We start from the raw sequence: 16,064 nt of genomic DNA, 5'->3' as shown, positions 1-16,064 counted from the left end.
GGACACAACTTGAGGAGGTATTGCTATGCATAGAACGATTGCCAATCTACCAGCTTACCTCCAGAAGTACTGTGTTGAGCAGCAACCAACTAAATACTCATCACGCGATCATGCCGGCTGGCGCTATATTATGCGGCAGTCGACGCATTACTTTAAAGAGCACGCGGTGCCCATCTATCTTGAAGGGCTGCGTCGTACTGGGATTACTACCGATCGCATTCCGCATATCGCGGAGATGGATGCAAGGTTACGCGAGCTAGGGTGGGGTGCTGTGCCCGTACAGGGCTTTATCCCACCCGCGGCCTTTCTCGATTTCCAGGCGCGGCGTATTTTGCCGATAGCCTCGGATATGCGTTCGGTGGACCACATTCACTATACACCGGCACCTGATATCGTGCATGAAGCAGCCGGTCACGCACCAATCCTGGCCAATCCAGAGTACTCTGAATATCTGCAGATGTACGCAGCAATGGCCAAAAAGGCTATTTTCTCGGGCGAAGACCTCAAGCTCTACGAAGCGATTCGGCGCCTATCTGATGTTAAAGAAAATCCGGATTGCACCCCGCGGCAGATTGAGGAAGCGCAAGCCGCCTTGCAGGCGGCAACCGCCGCAATAACTTATGTGTCCGAGGCCGCGAAGGTGGCGCGGATGAATTGGTGGACTGTCGAATACGGATTGATAGGAGATCTCAAGGCACCAAAAATATATGGTGCTGGCCTGTTGTCCTCCGTTGGCGAGAGTCAATCTTGTCTCAGCGCTAAAGTTAAGAAACTGCGCCTGACGCTTGCCTGTATCGATACCAGCTACGACATAACCGAACCGCAACCTCAACTCTTCGTTGCCGAGGATATCAACCATCTCAAAGCGGTACTCCTGGAATTCGAACAATCGCTATCCTACCGTCGTGGTGGCAAATACGCTATTGAACAGGGAATTGCTGGGGCCACCGTAACGACCACTACGCTGGATTCCGGTATTGAGATCAGCGGTGTCCTAGCTGGGTTTGCACCAGCAGATCACATGGAAGTGGCCTTTATGCGGTGGCAAGGTCCCGTGCAGTTAGCGATTGGTGGATCCGAATTACCGGGTCAGAGCACGGCGCATCATCCGAGTGGCTTCAGCACCCCCTTGGGGCGCGCTCAAAGCCTGAGCGACAGACCTCTGTCTAAGGCGACAGACAGTGATTTGCAGCGGCTCGGGATCAAGGTTGGTAGCCATACGACTCTCATGCTGACCAGTGGATTTCAAGTGACTGGGCAGGTAGCTTCGATTTTGCGGCGGGACTCTGGGGATCTTGTGATTATCAAGTGGAAGGATTGCACCGTCAAGCGCGGTGAAGATACGTATTTCGAGCCCTCATGGGGCGATTTTGACATGGCCGTTGGCGAGTTGGTGACGGCCGTTGCCGGTGGACCGAGCGATGCTGAGCGTTACGGCGCGCATGATGTGGGTACGGCGGAATCTAGTCCAGCCCGCACCTCGCCATTTACTAGCGATGAGATTGCAATCTTTCAAGCTTATGATGCCGTACGTCAGTTACGCGATCAGGTGAGTAACAAAGGCGATGCGTCCAGGTTTGTGGCACGGTTGAAAGAGGTCGCCGCAATTTTTAGCAATAAATTCCCAGATGAGTGGTTATTGCATTTGGAGATCATTGAGCTAGCGCGGCAGCTCGGGGTAGACTTGCCAGCTAACGAAATGCTTTTGAGTGGGCTGGTAGCCACAGCTGCGGCCGATAAACAGTGGTTGATTCGACAAGGTCTAGCCCTGGCTGCTCATCACGCCTAGCGTGAGAAAGAGAGACTGATTTACATGATGACTATCACGCGTGCTTTTGAGTTTTGTAGTGGGCATCGACTCTACCGACCGGATTGGGACGAAGAGCACAATCGGGCCGTTTTTGGTCTCTGCTCGAATCCCGCTGGTCACGGGCACAATTACACTCTTGAGGTCAGCGTTACTGGCCCCCTCGACCATGAGACGGGTATGATCATGAATCTGCGGCAGCTCAAGGAGGTTGTTAAGGAGAAGGTCATTGCTGATGTCGATCACAAGAATCTCAACGTCGATGTGGCATGGATGAAGGGAGCTATCCCAACGACCGAGGTGTTTGCTGATAAAATTTGGCAACGTATTGAAGCGGTCCTAAAAAAAGAGGCGCCTCACGTCGTGCTCGAGGAAATCGTATTGCACGAGACTGCGAGCAACCGTGTCCGTAAACGGCGGCAGTCATGATGCAGACCCCCTTCAGTCTAGGTGGCTACACAGCGCTGATCACCGGTGCTGGCTCAGGTATAGGTGCGGCAACGGCACAAGCTATGGCACACAGCGGTGTAGCGACATTGATCTTGGTAGGTCGTGACCGTGCCAAATTAGAGCGGACTGAGGCCGCAGTAGCGCAACTAGGGACGGCAAAGACGCATCTGATCGCTGCCGATCTAAGTCTTGAGACGGATCGCCAGCGGGTGATCGCCGAAGTTGTTGCCGTAGGACGGCTAGATGTGCTCGTCAATAACGCCGGCTATTTCGGCGGCCAACCACTGCGTGAGTTGACCGTTAGTCAGTGGCAGCAAAATTTCGATATCAACGCCCTGGCCCCCGTGATGCTCACAAAAGGTATGGTTGATCTTTTGGCTAAGTCAGGTCGTGGTTCTGTCATCAACGTTAGCTCAACTCTAGCCATTAAAGCGATTCCTGGAGCGGCAGCCTACAACGCAAGTAAAGCGGCGCTGGGGCAGTTGACGCGCACTCTGGCTTTGGAGTTGGGTTCAGAACGCATCCGGGTCAATGCCGTACTGCCAGCGATAGTCGATACGCCTATGTACCGAGGCCGCTATCCTGACGAAAAAAGTTACCTCGCGAGCGTTCCCGATGTAGACAAACTGCATCCGATTGGGCGGATGGGCCAACCAGAAGACATAGCCTGGGCTGTAGTGTTCCTCGCCAGTCAAGCAGCTGGTTGGATCACGGGTGTAGAATTGCCGGTTGATGGGGGCATGCTAGCGACTTAGTAGGCAGTCGCTCGGCCCGTTAACCGGCCGTCCCTCTGACCCTCAGCAAACTGCCGTTTCCTAGGTCAAGATCCTCGGATTTGAATTTAGGATGAATCTCGGCTGTCGGATACGCTGCGCTCCGACCAGTGAACCTCTGAATCACCACAGATTTGCTGGCGAAAATCTGCTGGACGGTCACTTCACCCAGTTTTTCTTCGGTAGTTTTAACCTGCTCTCTGGCCCGTGTGATGGTGACTTTTGGTAAGGCAGGACTGACGCGCGGCGCATTTCTTTTGCATAGACTCACGCGCGCGCGCTCGACCTTGGCTCCATTCGCTGTAGGAGTAAGTAGGTAGTGGACGATGGCGAGGGCCGCCGTTTCGAGTAACTCAAAGCGTCCGGCGTGCATAATGAAGCTAACTTGCTTGAGCAGCTCTGAGTAGTCGATCGACTTGCTCAAGTCACCTTTGTGTCCAGCCTCCTCTAAATCGAGGCTTAAATCGATACTCATATCAACCGGCTGCGGCAGCAGGCGCTCTGGGGGCAGGATGCCGACAATGACATTGACCCGGATACGGCTTAACTGAATTTTATCTGTTAACAATGCTTTAAACCTCGTTAATCCCTACAAGCTGAGACAGCTCGCGCAGGGAGATCAGGTTGCGATGAACCAGTGCCTTGAGCCTAGTCGATAGGGTACTTCGCGACATGCCAATGGTCTGTGCTAATCCACGTAACGACAGTCGACCTGGTCGATCTGCCACCTTGCGGGTGATGTCAAGGAGTAGCAAGTCACAGAGGTAATCGTAAGTATAACGGCTGTCCGCGCTCCACGGTAGTACGATCTGGTCCCGAGTCTCCGAAGGCCCGTCGGATCTCGGGTCCGGGCTGCCGACGCGGTCCTGAGTGGAGGGCCTCTGATCTCCGATTTCGTCCCAGATACGCTCAGGTATGGCAAGCGGAGTTAATAGTTTGTTGACGTGCTGCTCCGTCATGGCTCTGAGGCAATTGCGCAGCTCGCGGATATTGCCTGCACGCCAGCTAACACCGCAGAGTGCCGTGAGAGCTGGACCACTGATGGTATAGGGCCCGCCGGCCATAGTGTCGCAAAAGTGCGCGACCAATGCCGGAATCTCGTCAGGGCGTTCCCGCAGGGGAGGCAGCACAATTTCCGTCTCGCGTAGACGCTGCCATAGGTCGGCCCGAAATTTCCCTTGCTTGACCAGCTCAGCGAGAGGCTCGTTAGTGGCGGAGAGTACGCGCAGGTCTACCTGAACTGGTTTAGGAGACCCCACGCGTAGCAAAGTCTTATTCTCTAAGACGCGTAGTAGTGCGGTTTGTGCCGCAGGCGAAAGTGTTGCAACTTCATCCAAGAAAATCCAGCCACCAGACGCACTTTCTAAAAGTCCACGTTTGTCCGTAGTGGCGCCAGTAAAGGCTCCTTTGATGTGCCCGAAAAGTTCGCTTTCAAGCAGGCTTGGCGTAATGGCGCCGCAGTTTACCTTTATGAATGGGGTGCCTTCATGCAGCGCCTGGCCTATCAAGTCGGCCACCACCTCTTTACCAGTACCCGATTCACCGCTGATAAAAACTGCCGACACAGCTGAATCAAGTAGCCTCGGGATGCGCACACTAATACTTGCTATCGTCGCTCCCACTGGTTGGTCTGCATTTTTAGAATTGGCAACCGCCAGGGATTTTTTTGCTGGGCGCTTTAAACTTGCTAACTGATAAGAATTGAGCACGCGGAGGCTGAGCTCGCCCCTATCGGAGCGTTTTGATAGGAAGTCGTCAGCCTGAGCATTCAAAGAATTTTTGATAGTCGTCACGTCATCGGCACTTGAGCACATTAGAATCACTGTGCTTGGTAGTTTTTCTCTAGTGCTACCCGCTAGCTGAATGCCGTTGGTGTGCTCATCATTGATGTGGACGTCGAGAATCACCACATCGGGCTCGTGATCCAATGCAGTGATAAAATCGCCAGGTTTGGACACGCTGGTCACCTGGAACTGACAGTCAAGGGCATGGTTTTCCAGCGATGTTTTGATGCGCTCAAGTTCGAACGGATCGTCATCAAGATGGAGAACTTTCAGTGTGAGAACTGACGTGGGCACAATCACCTCAATGCTTGGCGTGGGGTCTTTTGGTATGTAGCAGTTGCCAAGCCTTGCGATCAAAATTAGCGAGCAAAGATCGCTCTACTTCAGCGATCGGTGTCCATTTAATGGCGTGTAGCTTGGGGTGCTGGTCGCTCACAAGTACTTCAACCTGAATACGATGTTTCGTAATCGTGTGCTTAAACCTACCGATTGTGCTCATGGATTGGCGATTTTTTTGCAGCCAAAGTTGCAGGGATGAATCCTCGGGCCATCCGTCTGCCTGCATGGCGACTTCGTTGTGGTCTATCATCGTGAGGAAGCCGGCAGTCCCACGCAAAAATCTAGCGGTAGCCGGTCTTTCGACGAGGCCAATCTTGCCGTCTCGCAACAGGATCACAAGTTGCGCGCGCCGATCGATGGGTGCTCCCGACTTAATTTTAGCCGCCGGCGCTAACGATTGGCTGCTGCGTTCATAGGCGAGGCAATGTCGTTTCAGGGGGCAGGCAGCACAGTTAGGTTCGCCCACGGTACAGATGGTCTGACCAAGCTCCATCACTGCCTGATTAAAATCACCGGGGTGATCGTGGTCAAGTAGCTGCTGTGCTAGGCGCTTGAATGCGCGTTTAAGCCGCGGTTCATTCGGCGGTAGCCGTAGATCCAAAAGGCGGCAAAATACCCTTTCGACATTGCCATCAACCACGGCCTCGGCGACGCCGAAGGCAATGCTGCTAACCGCGGCTGCAGTATAGTCGCCCACGCCAGGTAGAGCCCTCCAGGCGGCAAAAGTTTGCGGCCACGCACTACCCGCGTCTACGAGTTGACGAGCGGCTTTGTGCATGAAACCGAAGCGCCGATAGTAGCCAAGCCCACGCACGGCCTCACGTACCTGACCTTCGTCAGCCGCTGCAAATGCGCTCAGGTCCGGAAACTGATTCAGGAATCGATGATAGACGGGAATCACGGCCTTAATCACCGTCTGCTGCAGCATGATCTCACTGATCCAGACGACGTAAGGATCACCAGACTTTTGCCACAAGGAGCGCCAGGGTAAATCGCGTTTGTGGCGCCGATACCAGTTGAGCAGGGACTTACGCGGCGTGGGGCATGAAAATGGCCAGCGCAAATCTTCTACCGCTAAAAGCGGTGACTTCGCGCTGGCCACTTGAATAGAGTTGAGACTCACGCTTCGCTTGCAGCTCCAGCATCACCTTTACGCGCAGAAGGGCGTTTAGCGGCAGCTTTTTTAGGTGCAGCTTTTTTGGCCTTGGCGCCAGCTTTCTTGCCCTTGGCAGCGGACTTGCCGAGACGACCGCGAGCGGTAGCGAGATTGCTACGCACTTTCTTTTCGAGGTCGGTCAGATCGAGTCCAGCCTTTTTTGCGGTGTTGTTGAGCTCGTGAACGAAGCGGTTGATGGTGGGCTCCAGCTTCTTCAGCTTTTGCTCAACCAGGTGCTCGACTTCCTGGCGCTTGGCTTGGATGCTGTCCTTGTTTGCAGCCGTCTTTGCCTTACTGACCAGATGATCTGTCTCTTGCTTGATCTTCTTTTGAAGCTGCTTAACGTCTTTTTGAAAGTTACTCAAGAAATCGCTCAGGGGTTTTTCGATTGCCATAGTCTTGGTACTCCTTTAAGGCTGACGGCGGCACTAAACTAATAAAATCCATTTCTATTGTTAAGGCGACTTGCCTTGTCGGTCAAGTTCTTAGGGCACTTCTTTAGTTACCGCGTAAATGCTGGATTCCGTTTATCGAGGAAAGCACTGATTCCCTCCTCAGCCTCATTCCCCGAAAAACAATGGGCAAAACTCGTTGCCTCCGCATTTAGGCCAGCATCAAGAGTCATAGCATACGCTTCGCGTACCAAACGTTTACAATCGGCCACGGCCATCGGGCCGGCTGCCAGTATTGCTTGAATCACCTTGCCAACTTCTGCCTCTAACTTGTCGTCATCGACCACTCGTGATGCAAGTCCCAACTGATGGGCTTCGGTACCGCTAACGGTCCGACCACGGCCACAAAGCAGCATATCCATCGCCACGTGCATACCGACGCGACGCACCAGGCGCTGTGTACCACCGAATCCGGGAATCAGCCCAAGATTGACCTCAGGCTGGCCAAACTTGGCATTGCGCGAGGCGATGACGATGTCACAAGCCATAGCGAGTTCGCAGCCGCCACCGAGCGCGTAGCCCTGAACTTTTGCGACAGTCACAAAAGGCGATGACTCTAGTGCCTTGGTAATCATTTGCCCCGTCCGGGCAAAGGCTCGTGCTTCTTCTGGCGCGAAAGCCTGCATCGCCGCGATATCAGCACCGGCCACAAAGGCGCGTTGCCCAGCTCCCTCAAGCACCAAAACGCGCGTCTGGTCGGCTGATAACATGCCGCCGTAAAGGACTTGCTCTAGCTCTTCAAACACCTGTGTATTGAGCGCGTTCAGATGATCGGGGCGATTAATGGTGATGCGACAGACGGCGCCTTGTTGGTCAACGATCAGTGTTGCGAATTCGGGTTCAGTTGTCATCAGGGAGCCTCGCCATTTAGAGTTGCGGTTAGTAAGTATAGACTCCGCGCTTGGTTTTACGCCCTAAAAAGCCTGCCTCTACATACTTTTTCAAAAGTGGCGATGGGCGGTATCGGGGATCGCCAAGGCCGTTATGCAGCACCTGCATGATCGCAAGGCAGGTGTCTAGACCAATGAAATCGGCAAGAGCCAGTGGCCCCATAGGCTGATTGGTGCCAAGGCGCATGCCTTTGTCGATATCCTCGGCCGTGGCGACGCCCTCCATCAGGGCGCAAAAAGCCTCGTTAATCATCGGCATCAGGATCCGGTTGACGACGAATCCAGGATAATCCTGACTGCGTGACACCTCTTTACCGAGTGCATGACAAAGAGCCAAGATCCTGCCAGTCGTTGCCTCAGATGTGGCCATCCCGGGGATTACCTCGACCAGCTTCATCAAAGGTACGGGATTCATAAAGTGCATACCAACGACCTGGGTAGGTCGGGAGGTTGCTGCAGCCAGGCGCGTGATCGGTATCGACGACGTATTACTAGCGATGATGGCGTTTGGGCCTAGAAGCTTATCCACTTGAGTCAAAAGACGCGTTTTAAGCGTCTCGTCTTCTGATACGGCTTCGATCACGAGGTCTGCGCCAGCCAGATCACCAATGTCCGTCGCGTAATGAAGGTGTACGCTTGCCTTGGCGGCATCGACCAACCCCTTGGCTTCGAGCTTAGCGAGACTTGCGGTAATGCCGGCTTTGGCTCTGTCGAGTTGCGCTGCGGCGTGGTCGACCAGGGTCACATGGATGCCGTTCGATGCGCATACCTGAGCGATTCCACTACCCATTTGGCCTGCACCCAGGACACCTATGCGGTTGAAACCGTGTTGTAGCATATCGTTTACCTCCCCAAAAAAGGCTAGGCTCGCCTTTTGATCCTGACTCGCGAGCGCCAATGCATCGTGGTATAGACTCGCCCATGTGGTTACCACCTATTCGCCTATCAAATCTATATATGTCTGAGATTGCCGCCCTATGGCCAGCGGAGCTACCACTGGTTTGTCTTGGCCGCGGTGGGCGTTTTTTGACGGTGGCGACCCATTTTCGCGAAGTCCCGTGGGCAGAGTTTGCTGCGCTGGAGATTCGCTCCCCCCGTCAGGACTCAGGGCCCATGCACAGTGGCTATATTGGGGTCCTCAGCTACGATCAGTTTGCAGACTTACCGCATGACGTTGCAGGTGCGCCCCCTCGCGTTGTGCGGGTGGAATCGGCTCTGGTTTATGACCGCGTGGAGGGTAAACTCTACGTGCCGCGGCAGTCCGAGGCACGTCAGCCTGGGGATGTCTGGGTTGATGCTGCGGCGTTAAGTGAACGGCTCGTGCAGAGCTGCTCCGTCATGCCGCACTTTTGCGACGCTCTACAGCTAACGCCCGCTATTTCCGACGACGCCTACGAATCTCTGGTCGATCGCGTGATCGAAGATATTCGGGCAGGACGGTATTACCAGCTCAATTTACTCCGCTTTTTTGATCTGCGTGAGCGCCTACAGCGCCGCGAGCTGGTGGCACGTATGGACCTTTGCGGCGGTGTCATGAGTGGCTACCTGGAGCTTCCTGGTCTCACCTTGATGTCTCTGAGTCCTGAGCGCTTTGTCACGGTCCAAGCCGGCAACGGTGCTCCAGAGATCGTGACCTATCCCATCAAAGGTACGGCACCGCGTCACGACGGTGACCCGTTAGCTGATCAAAAAGCTGCGCTTCATCTGACGGCAAGCACCAAGGATCGTGCCGAGCTTGCCATGATTGTCGACCTCATGCGCAACGACTTGCAGCAGGTATGTCGCTTGGGTTCCGTAAAAGTCGATGAGCATGCCGCATTGATAAGTGCCTGTGGCGTCCATCACCTGCAGGCTAAGATTCGCGGCGCACTGGCAACGCCGCTCAACTGGGGGGCGTTACTGCAAAAGCTCTGTCCGGCTGGGTCAATCACAGGGGCACCCAAGCGTGAGGTGATGGCCGCCATCCGTCAGTTTGAGGGCAGAGCCCGCGGTTACTTTATGGGCCATATGTTCTCCCTTAGCGACGACGGTGCATGGGACTCTTCGGTCCTGATAAGGACCTTTGTAGGGCGGGGTGACGGACAGTTTGCTTATGCCGCCGGCAGCGGGCTAGTTATTGGAAGCGATCCCGTATCTGAGCGCCTAGAGATTGCCGCCAAATGTCGGGCAGCCACGCAGCACGCGGTGATGGAAGAATACAAAAACATGGCCTCAGATGCCGGAGGATTTACTTATGGATTCCAAGAAAATTTGTGAGCATCTCAGAAGTTTTGCCGCTGCTCGGGACTGGGATCAGTTCCATACGCCGAAGAATTTAGTGATGGCGCTAAGTGGCGAGGTAGGGGAGCTTACAGAAATTTTCCAATGGTTAACTCCCGAGCAAAGTGCTGCCGTCACGGCGACACCAGCGGTGGCAGAGAATGTCCGCGATGAGTTAGCCGACGTGATGCTTTATGTGCTGCGTTTGTCCGATGTGCTCGGCGTTGATCTGGAGGCGGCGATTTGGGCTAAGCTTGCCAAGAACGCAGCAAAATATCCGGTTGATCTGGCTAAAGGGCGAGCGACGAAATATACGGAGCTTAAGGAGCCTTGAAAGGCTGAAGGATTGGCTTTTTACGAGGCTAAATCGACTGCAGTAGCTGGGGTTTCCTGCATGTCTCTGGGACGCAAAAAAGCCTGCTGGAGTCAAAAGCGGCTTATCAAATGTAAGCCAATAAAATCTTCCAAGTACCTGAAAATAAACAATAATTAATAATGATTTAAGTTTTGCGCTAACTCTTCCGAAAGCGCTAATGAACGGTGCTGGTGGGCTACCCATAGGAAGGCTTGGCATGAAACGATTCGCGCTCATGACGTTGCTTGGCATCGCGCCCCTCTCCGGGTGCGGAGCTCCGTCGAAGTCTGCCGCGTCGGTTAGTGCGCTTTTCAGCCAGCCCGCGACTTTGCAAGGCACGCTGACACCACTTTGCAAGTATTTGCGTGAGAGGACAGAGGCTCCATCGGTTAAAGACTTGACCATGCAGATCGGTGACTGCCCTCTGGCTGGAGAGGGGGCACAGAACTACGCGGGCCTCACCACCTTTAGATTTGTGAACGCAGATGGCACGGCGCTAGGAGACGGCACTCCAGTGAGCTCCCAAGCCGAGGCTAGCAAAGTCCGTAGCTCAAACCCCGAAGACCCTAAAGTCATCTACCGTGCCTACCGCGCCCAGGTATGGCTCAATCGTTCGATACTGGACCTCGCTGGTGTGCTCTCGTCTTTCATGAAGAACAACAAAAATGCCGCGGCAGGCGAGGTAAAGCTGCCCGAAAGCGAACTTAGCAAACTGAAAAATTTAGCGACGACTAAGGTCACCCTGGCCAAGCCTCCCGTCCTCGACATGGACAACTTAACGCTAGACGCGAGCATCGAAATTGAGATGAGCGGCATCGTTAAAGCGTACCAGCAGATCGATATCAGCGGTCAATTATTCGAAAACACTTTTGCCGTGGTGGCACGCTCGAACAATGGGGTGCCCTATGCCAAGTCGATTTTGCACAGTATCGAGACCGTGGTGTTGTTCACGCCATTTGCCGGTGATACCTACGTCGATGTCTTTATGGCGATTAACATGTACGACTTCGGTGTCAGCTCCATCATCGACAGCCAGATGGGTGCGATTTTAGGCACAGTCATGAAGGGTACGCTAGATTCGGTACTAGCAGTGAGGGCTAACTCATGAAACTTTGCGCGAGCAGATTCGTGACTAAGATGGGACTGCTAATGCTCCCCGCCTGGGGCTGTACCAGCGGGTCGGATGATTCTGTTTTTAGCTCGATTGGTAATCAGCAGAGCAAGCCGCGCGTCACGCAGATTTCAGATGCCGAACGCCCAGGGCTCGACATGAAGAAAGCGACTGAGCTTGTCAGTGTCACCTACGATATTTTTATCTTCAACCAAACTCGCTACTCTGAGTACCAGGAGGAGCTGAAGAGAAACCCTGCTGCGGAGCCGGATACGCTCTGTATTGGTGAAGCCTCTGCCAAAGTGATGTCTGACTTTACTCTCGGCAAGTTAGGAGCCTCGATCAACTGCATGGGTATAAAGGTTGACGATATCAATCTCGCAGCAATGGTCGGTGGTAAAAATGCGGAGAGCTTTATCTCGCTGGATAAGCTTACGGCCGCCGATAAAATGGTGTCGGCTTCGCGGATCGGAAAGGTCGATTTTGCTCCAGCACGTCCGTTGCTGATCGGACCGATTGTTCAGGATCCTCGCGAGTACTTGGGGTTTGAGCGTGAAATTGCTTCGACCGCTACGCAGAGCGATGCGGCAACGGGCAAACTGACTACGGCAAATGGTAAATTCAACGTCAAGGTCTTCGCTGCCAAAAACTCCAAAGGTGAAGATGTCGTTCTGAAGAAGTACCAGCGTGATGGTGATGCCAACATAAAGTTTGATAAAGTTTTACACTGGGGCATCACGGCAACAGGCTATGAGACACTGCCAGTAGCTGAGACGTTGGCCTTTAAGAGTATCGAGTATTACTGGAACACCAACCCCATTATGGTGCCCATGGTCGTTGTTACAGGGAACTTGCGCGAATTCATAAAATTAAATGATACTCTGGGAGATGTGGCTAGCCAACTTCTAGGGGAGTTAAGGATCGAACTGCAGGTTAAACAGTACAAGCTCTAAACCACCGCTTCCCTGAACGAGACCCTCTTGTTACCATAGCCAGATTAACTCACGATGACATGAGTGAGAATCTGGTGGGATCAACTAAATCTACTTTGTTTTTGGCGATGATTTTGGGTTTTGGTGGTCTTCCCAAGGCTTACGCTGACCCTCTGCTTGGCCAAGCTATGGCGGCATACTCGACGGCAGAGGCAGCTGACGCTAACCCAGCTAATGCGGCTTTTCTTGAGCAGCACCAGGCGGTCTACATTGCCGAGTTTCTCCGGGATGAGCAGATCAAGGTTCGCTACCCAGGCTTTGATCCGGTAACGGTGAGTAACTCAGGGTTTAACGCGCCAATTACCAAACCTGCTTTTATCTACAAAATGACGCCACGTATCGGCATCGGTGGATTTTACATTCCTGCGATCCCAGTTTCGGTCAACGTGAAGAAGCCGAAGATTCCAATCGTCATTCTTGGAGCGCAAAACTTTATCGACCTCAGCGTTAACGCTAAAGTTAATGGCGTCGGTGGAGGCACCTTTGGCTACAGGATTAACGAGCGACTTGGCATTGGGCTTGGCGCCACGTACCAGGCGGCGACATTTAAAGCTAAGATGACGTCCTCTTCGGACAATAGTCTTCTAGCCGATGTCGATGGCTCTGGGAGTCAGACTAGTGTGATCGTCGGCGTTCGTGCGGTCGTAGTTCCCGGTGTTCTGCAGGTCGGTGTTGCCACTGATGTCATGAGTCAGCAAAAAGTTAGCTTAAACGTTAAATCTCCCCTCCTCGATGGTACGGGCGTTGACGGTGGCCTCGGTAACGCCGGGGATGCTTTTAGCGGCAGTAAATCATTCAGTTCTATCTTGCTCGGAGCGCAACTCGGGGTAGGCCATAGAGTTAGGATCTTAACTGACCTGCGTCACAATCGTGTAGATAAATCACAAACCGGATTTTCCCTCGTAAGTCTCAAGCAGTCTAAGCAGGATCTCTATGATACGACGTCCGTCAGCGCTGGGGCTATTATCAGCGCTATGCCTCGCCTCAATTTGCTCATGGGTATCCATGCCGAGCCAAGTAATATAGGGCCAGGACAGCGCGGTGATAATCCATTGATTGGTTTCGGTACCATCAACTTGGTACAAATCATAGCTGGTCTGACGCCCTTGACTCCGTACACGATGGTTGCCACCGGGATTCAACTAGGACTGATCCAGAAAGCTGTACGTCGTACCTCCCCCGCACACAGTCGGGAAAAGGGCTACTATCAATTGGTTGTTGAAGCAGGTCTTACCTACACCTATAGCTCGTTGGGTATAGACAGTAATGGTGAGCTACCGGGTGCTTATCTTTATCGCAAAATTGGCATCCCGCTCGGATTCATCTATCGCTTCTAGCTAGGACTTGTCGTCACGATTTTGTGATGTAGTGGACGACACCAAACTGACTTGTGTCGGTTTCTCTGGTTTTTTACTACGCCTTTTGGCGATGGGCCTTTTGCCTTGTTGTCGCATGGGATTGTGCTTAATAGCAATGTCGTAGGGTATCGATTGGATGCCACCTTTACGGGCAAATTCAATAAATTTGAGCTGAGATCTGATTTCAGGCTCATTATTGCCGCGTTTCCTAAGGCTGTATTTACCCTCTGGCGAGAGCACACGCGCCTTAACGTTATCGCTCCAGGCAGTCTCCAGAACTTCCGTGATAAGTCGTGCCTTTATTTCTTTTTGTTCAATGGGGAACGCGATCTCAATGCGGCGATCCATGTTACGCGGCATCCAGTCTGAGCTGGCAAGAAACACTTTATGTTCGCCTCCAGCGTGGAAGTAAAAGATGCGCGAATGCTCGAGGAATCTGTCGACGATCGAGATCACTTCGATGTTTTCACTGAGTCCGGCAACTCCGGGGCGCAGGCAGCACATACCGCGAATAATCAGCCGTATTTTCACCCCGGCTTGCGATGCCTTGTAGAGTGCATCGATGATGTCTTTGTCTACCAGGGCATTCATTTTAGCCATGATAAAGCCGTCGCCACGCGTATTCTGACCAATAATTTCCTGCTCAATAAGATGCAGTACCGTGAGGCGCATGTTCAGGGGGGCGACTGCTAGTTTTTCGATCTTTTTAAGGATGACTTCTTCAGGGATCTTATGTACGCCAGTCAGGACGTCAAAACCCGTGATTAAATTGAATATGGTAGAAATATCGCGACCGATACTTTCGTCCGCGGTGAATAACCCAATGTCTGTATAAAGCTTAGCGGTGCTCGAATTGTAATTGCCCGTCGACAAATGGACATAACGAACCAATCGCTGCTTCTCGCGGCGGACGACGAGCGTGGCCTTGCAGTGCGTCTTTAAGCCGACAAAACCGAACACCACGTTGGCTCCAGCCCGCTCGAGGCGGCGTGCCCAGATGATATTGTTGCGCTCATCAAACCGCGCCTTGAGCTCGACCACCGCCGTGACTTGTTTGCCATTTTCAGCAGCTGTAATCAGAGCGTCAATGATGGGTGAGTCACCGGCCGTGCGGTAAAGAGTTTGTTTAATCGCCAGGACATGGGGGTCTTGTGCAGCAAGGTGCAGAAACTCAGTGACGGCGTAAAAACTTTCGTAGGGGTGATGCACCAATAGGTCTTTTTTGGCGATCACTGAGAACATGTCTTCACTGTTTGCCAGGGCTGGCGGCAGCCTGGGGTTAAACGGAGGATCACGGAGGTCGTCCTGGTGCACAGCATTGTAGAGGGGCATGAAAGCTGGGATATTGAGCGGTTTCGGTAAATGATAAATGTCGGCATCGCTAATATTCAGACGCTCACGCAGAAGTGCCAAGAGGTTTGGCGGAACTTCGCCATCGATTTCAAAGCGCACGACCTCTTGGTGTTCAGCCTCGGTGATTTCTTTTTGCACAGACTTGAGGAGGTCGACGACCTTATTTTCGAGCAGGTTATAATCAAGATTGCGCAGAACGCGGATGGTGAATGCTGCCTCAACCTCAACGCCAAAAAAGAGGCTCTGCAAATGATGAGCGATGAGATCCTCGAGCAAGATAAACTGCGCATCCTCAGGCCGGTCGGTTGGCACCCGGATGAGCCGCGGCAAAATCGACGGGATTTCGACAAACCCGAGGCCAGCTAAGTCATCGCTGCCCCGATTAGGTCCACCAGAGCGAACTGTTAGGTAAAGTGATTGGTTGGACAGGAATGGAAAAGGGTGTGCCGGGTCGAAGGCGAGTGGGGTCAATACCGGGCTGACATCGGACTCAAAATAGCCATCGATCGCAGCTTTTTGTTTGCTCGTTAACGTATCGAGCCTGACAATGCGGATCCCATAATGAGCCAGGGCAGGTAGCACTTTGTCGTTGAGGCACTTGTACTGCATCTGCTGCAGCTCAATCGTCCGCTGCCGAATGCCAGAGAGTACGGCGCTAGTCTCCATCGAATCCGGCGAATCGCTCAGCCGCAGACCCTCTTGGGCCATTTTCTTTAGGCCGGCGACCCGGACCATGAAGAATTCGTCCAAATTGGAGCTGAAAATAGACAAGAACTTCAGGCGTTCCAAAAGTGGGGTGTCGTCGCTAAGGGCTTCGTCTAGTACCCTAGCGTTGAATTCGAGCCAACTTAGCTCTTTATTGAAGTAGGGGTCGCCCGGTGCCGCTGGCGTCTTGGTGGTTAAAAGTTCAGCAGTCAAAATGGGCCTCCAGCCGCAAGGAGTGCGGACAGTGCTTGATTTGGTCGGGTCATTCGCGTTAATTTTT

General features: G+C 53.1%; 15 protein-coding genes. 8 read left to right on the top strand and 7 right to left on the bottom strand.

The window, feature by feature from the left end; translation table 11 throughout:
- The first annotated feature begins 25 nt into the window (after positions 1-25).
- Genes FJ146_05610 through FJ146_05600 form a run of 3 tightly spaced genes read left to right on the top strand, consistent with a single transcriptional unit; the run spans position 26 to position 3,012 of the window.
- The gene (locus FJ146_05610; GenBank protein MBM4251426.1) at positions 26-1,789 is read left to right on the top strand and encodes an aromatic amino acid hydroxylase; all 1,764 of its coding nucleotides are present in this window, start codon (positions 26-28) and stop codon (positions 1,787-1,789) included.
- A 24-nt stretch (positions 1,790-1,813) separates the two neighbouring features.
- Positions 1,814-2,236 carry a 6-carboxytetrahydropterin synthase gene (locus FJ146_05605; protein ID MBM4251425.1) on the top strand — a complete coding sequence of 141 codons (423 nt, stop codon included), beginning with the start codon at positions 1,814-1,816 and terminating at the stop codon, positions 2,234-2,236.
- Positions 2,233-3,012, top strand: a complete 780-nt coding sequence (locus tag FJ146_05600) for an SDR family oxidoreductase (protein MBM4251424.1) — start codon at positions 2,233-2,235, stop codon at positions 3,010-3,012. The genes FJ146_05605 and FJ146_05600 overlap by 4 nt, the downstream gene beginning before the upstream one ends.
- Positions 3,013-3,031: 19 nt before the next feature.
- On the opposite strand, the gene FJ146_05595 is transcribed toward FJ146_05600, so the two are convergent.
- From FJ146_05595 to FJ146_05570, 6 genes are all read right to left on the bottom strand, one after another.
- Complete coding sequence (locus FJ146_05595; protein ID MBM4251423.1) at positions 3,032-3,598, bottom strand: dihydroneopterin aldolase; 567 nt, start codon at positions 3,596-3,598, stop codon at positions 3,032-3,034.
- Positions 3,599-3,602: 4 nt separating this feature from the next.
- Positions 3,603-5,108: a sigma-54-dependent Fis family transcriptional regulator gene (locus FJ146_05590; protein ID MBM4251422.1), complete on the bottom strand. Its 1,506-nt coding sequence runs from the start codon at positions 5,106-5,108 to the stop codon at positions 3,603-3,605.
- 7 nt (positions 5,109-5,115) lie between these two features.
- Positions 5,116-6,276, bottom strand: coding sequence for an A/G-specific adenine glycosylase (locus FJ146_05585; GenBank protein ID MBM4251421.1), 1,161 nt, complete (start codon positions 6,274-6,276; stop codon positions 5,116-5,118).
- A complete protein-coding gene (locus FJ146_05580; GenBank protein ID MBM4251420.1) occupies positions 6,273-6,704 on the bottom strand; it encodes a hypothetical protein in 432 nt (143 codons plus the stop codon). The genes FJ146_05585 and FJ146_05580 overlap by 4 nt, the downstream gene beginning before the upstream one ends.
- 107 nt (positions 6,705-6,811) lie before the next feature.
- Complete coding sequence (locus FJ146_05575; protein ID MBM4251419.1) at positions 6,812-7,612, bottom strand: hypothetical protein; 801 nt, start codon at positions 7,610-7,612, stop codon at positions 6,812-6,814.
- 28 nt (positions 7,613-7,640) lie between these two features.
- On the bottom strand, positions 7,641-8,489 hold the full coding sequence (locus FJ146_05570) for a 3-hydroxybutyryl-CoA dehydrogenase (protein MBM4251418.1): 849 nt from the start codon (positions 8,487-8,489) through the stop codon (positions 7,641-7,643).
- A gap of 59 nt (positions 8,490-8,548) precedes the next feature.
- On the opposite strand from FJ146_05570, the gene FJ146_05565 reads away from it, so the two are divergent.
- From FJ146_05565 to FJ146_05545, 5 genes are all read left to right on the top strand, one after another.
- Positions 8,549-9,907, top strand: a complete 1,359-nt coding sequence (locus FJ146_05565; protein ID MBM4251417.1) for a hypothetical protein — start codon at positions 8,549-8,551, stop codon at positions 9,905-9,907.
- Positions 9,885-10,244 (top strand): nucleotide pyrophosphohydrolase, encoded by a 360-nt coding sequence (locus FJ146_05560; GenBank protein ID MBM4251416.1) that lies wholly within the window; start codon positions 9,885-9,887, stop codon positions 10,242-10,244. The genes FJ146_05565 and FJ146_05560 overlap by 23 nt, the downstream gene beginning before the upstream one ends.
- Positions 10,245-10,482: 238 nt before the next feature.
- The gene (locus tag FJ146_05555) at positions 10,483-11,373 is read left to right on the top strand and encodes a hypothetical protein (GenBank protein MBM4251415.1); all 891 of its coding nucleotides are present in this window, start codon (positions 10,483-10,485) and stop codon (positions 11,371-11,373) included.
- A complete protein-coding gene (locus FJ146_05550; GenBank protein ID MBM4251414.1) occupies positions 11,370-12,329 on the top strand; it encodes a hypothetical protein in 960 nt (319 codons plus the stop codon). The genes FJ146_05555 and FJ146_05550 overlap by 4 nt, the downstream gene beginning before the upstream one ends.
- 74 nt (positions 12,330-12,403) lie before the next feature.
- Positions 12,404-13,705 carry a hypothetical protein gene (locus FJ146_05545; GenBank protein MBM4251413.1) on the top strand — a complete coding sequence of 434 codons (1,302 nt, stop codon included), beginning with the start codon at positions 12,404-12,406 and terminating at the stop codon, positions 13,703-13,705.
- Here the strand turns inward: FJ146_05545 and ppk1 are convergent, their stop codons facing one another.
- Complete coding sequence (ppk1, locus tag FJ146_05540) at positions 13,706-16,060, bottom strand: polyphosphate kinase 1 (protein MBM4251412.1); 2,355 nt, start codon at positions 16,058-16,060, stop codon at positions 13,706-13,708.
- Between the last annotated feature and the right edge of the window lie 4 nt (positions 16,061-16,064).

The organism is Deltaproteobacteria bacterium (assembly GCA_016874735.1).
Classification (GTDB): Bacteria; Bdellovibrionota_B; Oligoflexia; order Oligoflexales; family CAIYRB01; genus CAIYRB01.
Note: the sequence above shows the minus strand (reverse complement) of the source record. Positions and strands in the feature narration are given on the sequence as shown.

Excerpts from the sequence above, each read along its gene's own strand:
- FJ146_05610 (MBM4251426.1), top strand. The coding sequence starts at position 26 with ATGCATAGAACGATTGCCAATCTACCAGCTTACCTCCAGAAGTACTGT.
- FJ146_05605 (MBM4251425.1), top strand. The coding sequence starts at position 1,814 with ATGATGACTATCACGCGTGCTTTTGAGTTTTGTAGTGGGCATCGACTC.
- FJ146_05600 (MBM4251424.1), top strand. The coding sequence starts at position 2,233 with ATGATGCAGACCCCCTTCAGTCTAGGTGGCTACACAGCGCTGATCACC.
- FJ146_05580 (MBM4251420.1), bottom strand. The coding sequence starts at position 6,704 with ATGGCAATCGAAAAACCCCTGAGCGATTTCTTGAGTAACTTTCAAAAA.
- FJ146_05575 (MBM4251419.1), bottom strand. The coding sequence starts at position 7,612 with ATGACAACTGAACCCGAATTCGCAACACTGATCGTTGACCAACAAGGC.
- FJ146_05570 (MBM4251418.1), bottom strand. The coding sequence starts at position 8,489 with ATGCTACAACACGGTTTCAACCGCATAGGTGTCCTGGGTGCAGGCCAA.
- FJ146_05565 (MBM4251417.1), top strand. The coding sequence starts at position 8,549 with ATGCATCGTGGTATAGACTCGCCCATGTGGTTACCACCTATTCGCCTA.
- FJ146_05560 (MBM4251416.1), top strand. The coding sequence starts at position 9,885 with ATGGATTCCAAGAAAATTTGTGAGCATCTCAGAAGTTTTGCCGCTGCT.
- FJ146_05555 (MBM4251415.1), top strand. The coding sequence starts at position 10,483 with ATGAAACGATTCGCGCTCATGACGTTGCTTGGCATCGCGCCCCTCTCC.
- FJ146_05550 (MBM4251414.1), top strand. The coding sequence starts at position 11,370 with ATGAAACTTTGCGCGAGCAGATTCGTGACTAAGATGGGACTGCTAATG.